The organism is Candidatus Cryosericum odellii (assembly GCF_003570935.1).
GTDB classification, from domain to species: Bacteria; Caldisericota; Caldisericia; order Cryosericales; family Cryosericaceae; genus Cryosericum; species Cryosericum odellii.
Map to the genome: position 1 here is coordinate 1 of NZ_QXIU01000223.1, position 4,281 is coordinate 4,281.

The window sequence follows — 4,281 nt, forward strand, 5'->3', positions numbered from 1 at the left end:
GCCACGATGTTGCATGTGAGTGACGCCGTGCCATACTGTGGATAGTTGGAATGACAGACAGGTTCAAATGGTTCTGACGGCCAGTAGGCCCGGGAGGACACGATGAGCATCAGACTGCGCCAGATCGACCGACATCACAAAGAAGAGTTCATGGACGCCAACGTCTCCGAAGAACTCGAGCGGTTCATGTCCCGCAACCTGGACACGATCTCCGGCAGCGGCCCGGACACTGACTATGCCCCCTATGCTATCGTCAGCGATGACGGCAGAATCGTCGGCTTCATCATGGTCGGGCAGAAACCGGAGGAGGGGAGCTATTGGCTGGCTAAGCTCCTGATCGATAGCTGTGAGCGCCGCAAGGGGTATGGGACGTCGGCCCTGCGGCTGGCGATCCAGATGCTGAAGGAGAGTCCTGGATACAAGTCCGTGCAAGTGACCTACCACCGTGACAACGTTGCGGCCAAAACCATGCTTGAGCGCCTGGGGTTCGTCTCCGCAGGCGATGGAAAAGACGGCCCGATCGTGGCCACCTTCACTGTCAGCAAGTAACAGGGTTATCGGCGGCCTGCAGAGCCCGATTCGTGCTGCGGCTGGTTGAAACCGAACAGGGCAGCCACGCTCGGGACAAGGTACAGGAGCGTCCCCATGACGCGCGAATCCCGATTGAGGCGCAGCGGCTCTGCCAGCAGGAGAACCAGCACGAGTCCCAGGGCCGCGCCGAAGATGCCGCGCCACAGGCTGTGAGGAAAATGCAGTCGCCACGCCATCAGCCACATGCCGGCCACAAATCCAACGGGAAAGGCAAGGACACTCCCAAACAGAGCCCCGATGATGTCTCCCCACCCATTGCTGGCTCCGCTGCCCAGCTTCGCTCCCGCCCAGCTGCCCAGCAGCAGCATGCAGCCTCCCAGGACAACGCCCACCACCAGTTCCAGAAGCGTCGCACGCAGCGACTGTTTCATAGATACGTCACGCTGCACTGCCGGCATACCTAGAGGACGGGCTTGAGCAGCTCGACCACATCGCGCGCCGTCAGGATGCGCAGTTTTCCGAGCGGACCCTCGGAAAGCGCATTGAACGCGATGTCGCGGAGCTCACCGGCTGCAATGCCAAGGTCTCCCAGCGTCGACGGAGCCCCCCAGCGCTGAAACGCCGTCTTCATGGCCGTGATGCCTTCTTCGACGGTACCTGCGCCCCATACGGTTCTCGCCCACCGCTGGAACTGGCCGGGGTTGTTCTCGCGCTGGTAGGTCATCCAGGCGGGAAGGATGACCGCCATGCCGGCTCCATGAGCTACTTCGGGGTGCAGAGCACTCATCGCGGACTCGATGCTACGAGCCGACCAGTCGCTATCCTCGATGCCGGCGGAGCTCAGGCCGTTCATGGCCAGCGTGGCCGCCCAGGCGAGGTTCGCGCGCGCACCATAGTCGGCGTGGTCTGCCTGCAGCTGATCTACCATCTTGATGACCGTGCGCATCAGCCCCTCGCCGAGCGCAAGCGTCGTCTCCTCGAACGACCCCACCAGGTAGGTGGCCATGATATGACTGAGGACGCCAATGGCACCGTTCACGGTCTGGCGCCATGGCAGGCTGGTCTGCACACTCGGATCCACGATCGCAAACCGGGGATACAGGACAGGAGAAGAAATACTCCACTTCCTGTGCTGGTCGCTCTCCGTCAGGACGGCCGACGGGTCCATCTCGCTGCCGGAAGCCGAGATCGTCAGAACGACGAAAACCGGGAGCGCCTTGTCGATCGGACACCGTTTCTCGAAACAGCTCCAGAGGTTGTCGACATATACACCCGCTGCAACGCATTTGGCCGTGTCGATGACGCTGCCACCACCGACAGCCAGTACGCTGTCCACCTGCTGCTCACGAGCGATCTGCACCAGCTGCTGGGCAAGTGCCAGCTCAGGATTGGGCCGAACACCCCAGGCTTCTACCACATTGATACCCGACACACTCAGGGACTGGGTGACAGCCTGATAGACACCGTTTTCGCGGATGGAACCGCCACCAGCTATCAACAGCACTTTGTGAGCACCTTCGCGAGCGACGGCCGGACCTACCTGCTGTACGGTCCCGCGACCGAAGATCACCCGCGTCGGATTGTAGAACTCGAAACTGTGCATGCGTCACCTCTTTCGCGCCGGTCCAGCGCGTCCTTTCAGACTAGCACCTGTGACAGACTGGTTCAAGCATGCCGTGCCAGGGTGGGAAGTATTCCGAACATATACCAGACCCCTGGCCCCACGGTTCGACCCGCCGCCTGCTCGCTCAGGAGGAAGGCTGGAATTTCATCCTTCATCATCAGAACGACCTCGATTTCCTCGCTCGGCTCCAGCTCCTGCTGAGGATGCTGATTGAGCGGGTCCGTCTCGTCGATCTCCGCGCTGAGAATATACTGGTCGTCGTTGGACATCCCGACGTTCACCTTCAAGGGACCGCTCGATGCGACGATGTGGCCGACGAAACCCGTCTCTTCACGCAATTCGCGAAGAGCCTCGACCTCGGGGTCGCTTCCCGCCGGCGCGGCACCTGCGCAGAATCCAATGACGGTGTTCTCAATGGCCTGGCGGTACTGCCGCAGCAGCACGTATCGTCCGCTGGGCATCAGCCGTGCCACAACCACGACGACGTATGTATCCGTCGCGTGGGCGATGCACTCCCAATGCACCTCTTCGCCACTCTCGCTCATGAAGGTGTCTTCGCGGAGGACGAGCCAGTTTCCTTTCCCGATGATGCGTTCCCCTGTCTTTTTTATGTCCCTGTCTCCTTACCGTCTACAGCATGACGCGCTGGACAGACGGTATCAGCATAGTACCTTTTCGCTGCAGTGCTCGCCGTGGCTAGTCCGGTTCCACTGTCAACGCGCCGATCCCGGGACGCCAGTCGAGCACGGCGATATCTCCAATCTTGTCGAAGCCAAGCCGGGTATATAACTGCACGACCTCGAGGTTCGCCTGCAACACGAGATGCGAATAACCCATACGAGCTGCCTGGGCCAGAGCCTGTCGAGTGAGCAGGATGCCTGCTCCATGTTTTCGGAACATCTCAGGCACACCAAGCCAGTGCAGTCCCGCCACGCCGTCACCTGCAAACAACAGTGCGCCACCCACCGCGGTCCCGTCCTGCAATGCCGTTAAACGATGCCAGCGGCCGGAGAGGACACCGGTCTCCGTAAGCATCGACTCCATGTCATGAAACTGTGTCAGGCCAAACCCTTCAAGCACGACGCGCATCCACTGCTCCCGTTCATCCGCGGAGACTGATTCGACTACTGTGATGTCCGACGGTGCCTCATCTACACCCTCTGGATCGTCGACCGAGCGGAGCATGCCCGCCCAGAAATATCGCAGCTCAAGCCCATGGCTCGTCAGCCGCGTCGTGAGGTCGTTGGGCCTGGAACAGCCGTCGACATACCAGGTGACCGGCACGGCAGCACGGCGAAACGGCAACAGGAGCTGCTCGATGCTCTGATCGGCGGTGTTCGCACTGAGACGAGCCCTGAAGATGCGATTGCGGTCGACTTGCGGCGCCCGCACAGAAGAAGCGGATGCGTCCCCCAGGATATACGTTCCCGGCTGGCCGTCCACGGTCAGGAAGTACTGCGCCATCTCCTCGCTGACGAGACAGGCGCCAGCCTCCATCGTCAGATTTCCCAGAGCCATATCAGTCCTCTCCCTCTTCACGACCACCGCGATCATCGCCCAATGCCTGCTCAACCAGCCCTTGCACGTTAGCCATCGTCGACCTCCTGTTGCCGGAGCATTGCTGTTGCTGCACAGCAACGCTGTTCCTGCCCCTATTCTATACAGTGGGTACTCCAACGCAACCATGTTGCGCTATACTGAAAATACGAGTCTGGTGCGTCTCTGCCAGACCATTCAGGAGACAACATGCCCAAACTTGTTAAAGCACCATCAACAGCATTGAGTGTGGCGCCGGCAGTCCTCGTGACTGCGGGCACGATGGAATCATCTGACATCACGACCCTCGCCTGGGTCGGCACACTGTGCTCGAAACCCCCGATGATCGGCATCGGTGTCCGTCCAGAACGCTGGCTGCATCACTTTATCGTCGAGGGAGGCGCCTTCGTCGTCAACGTGGCGGATGTTGCTCACGCCCGGGAACTCGACCTCTGCGGCATGGTATCCGGCAAGGATACCGACAAGTGGAAGCTGAGCGCTCTTACCCGCGAACAGGGAACGGCCACAGCCGTGCCATTGGTGGCGGAGTGCCCCCTCAACATCGAGTGCGTCGTGCGCCAGACCCTGCA

6 protein-coding genes are annotated in these 4,281 nt (G+C 60.7%); 2 read left to right on the plus strand and 4 right to left on the minus strand.

Features of this window, described 5'->3' with window-relative positions; genetic code table 11:
• Nucleotides 1-102: 102 nt before the first annotated feature.
• Nucleotides 103-549 (plus strand): GNAT family N-acetyltransferase, encoded by a 447-nt coding sequence (locus SMC5_RS09105; protein WP_119086940.1) that lies wholly within the window; start codon nt 103-105, stop codon nt 547-549.
• A gap of 5 nt (nt 550-554) precedes the next feature.
• On the opposite strand, the gene SMC5_RS09110 is transcribed toward SMC5_RS09105, so the two are convergent.
• The 4 genes from SMC5_RS09110 to SMC5_RS09125 all read right to left on the minus strand — a co-directional run bounded on the left by SMC5_RS09110 (nt 555) and on the right by SMC5_RS09125 (nt 3,673).
• On the minus strand, nt 555-962 hold the full coding sequence (locus SMC5_RS09110; RefSeq protein WP_119120455.1) for a hypothetical protein: 408 nt from the start codon (nt 960-962) through the stop codon (nt 555-557).
• Between the two features lie 29 nt (nt 963-991).
• The gene (locus SMC5_RS09115) at nt 992-2,134 is read right to left on the minus strand and encodes an iron-containing alcohol dehydrogenase (RefSeq protein WP_119120456.1); all 1,143 of its coding nucleotides are present in this window, start codon (nt 2,132-2,134) and stop codon (nt 992-994) included.
• Nucleotides 2,135-2,196: 62 nt separating this feature from the next.
• Nucleotides 2,197-2,700, minus strand: coding sequence for an NUDIX domain-containing protein (locus SMC5_RS09120; protein ID WP_119120457.1), 504 nt, complete (start codon nt 2,698-2,700; stop codon nt 2,197-2,199).
• Between the two features lie 151 nt (nt 2,701-2,851).
• A complete protein-coding gene (locus SMC5_RS09125; protein ID WP_165846167.1) occupies nt 2,852-3,673 on the minus strand; it encodes a GNAT family N-acetyltransferase in 822 nt (273 codons plus the stop codon).
• 228 nt (nt 3,674-3,901) lie between these two features.
• On the opposite strand from SMC5_RS09125, the gene SMC5_RS09130 reads away from it, so the two are divergent.
• On the plus strand, nt 3,902-4,281 hold a 380-nt coding region (locus SMC5_RS09130), incomplete at its 3' end, for a flavin reductase family protein (RefSeq protein WP_133299203.1).

What these genes read in the sequence shown, in the direction of transcription:
- SMC5_RS09120 (WP_119120457.1), bottom strand. Translation starts at nt 2,700, where the DNA reads ATGAGCGAGAGTGGCGAAGAGGTGCATTGGGAGTGCATCGCCCACGCG.
- SMC5_RS09125 (WP_165846167.1), bottom strand. Translation starts at nt 3,673, where the DNA reads ATGGCTCTGGGAAATCTGACGATGGAGGCTGGCGCCTGTCTCGTCAGC.
- SMC5_RS09110 (WP_119120455.1), bottom strand. Translation starts at nt 962, where the DNA reads ATGAAACAGTCGCTGCGTGCGACGCTTCTGGAACTGGTGGTGGGCGTT.
- SMC5_RS09115 (WP_119120456.1), bottom strand. Translation starts at nt 2,134, where the DNA reads ATGCACAGTTTCGAGTTCTACAATCCGACGCGGGTGATCTTCGGTCGC.
- SMC5_RS09105 (WP_119086940.1), top strand. Translation starts at nt 103, where the DNA reads ATGAGCATCAGACTGCGCCAGATCGACCGACATCACAAAGAAGAGTTC.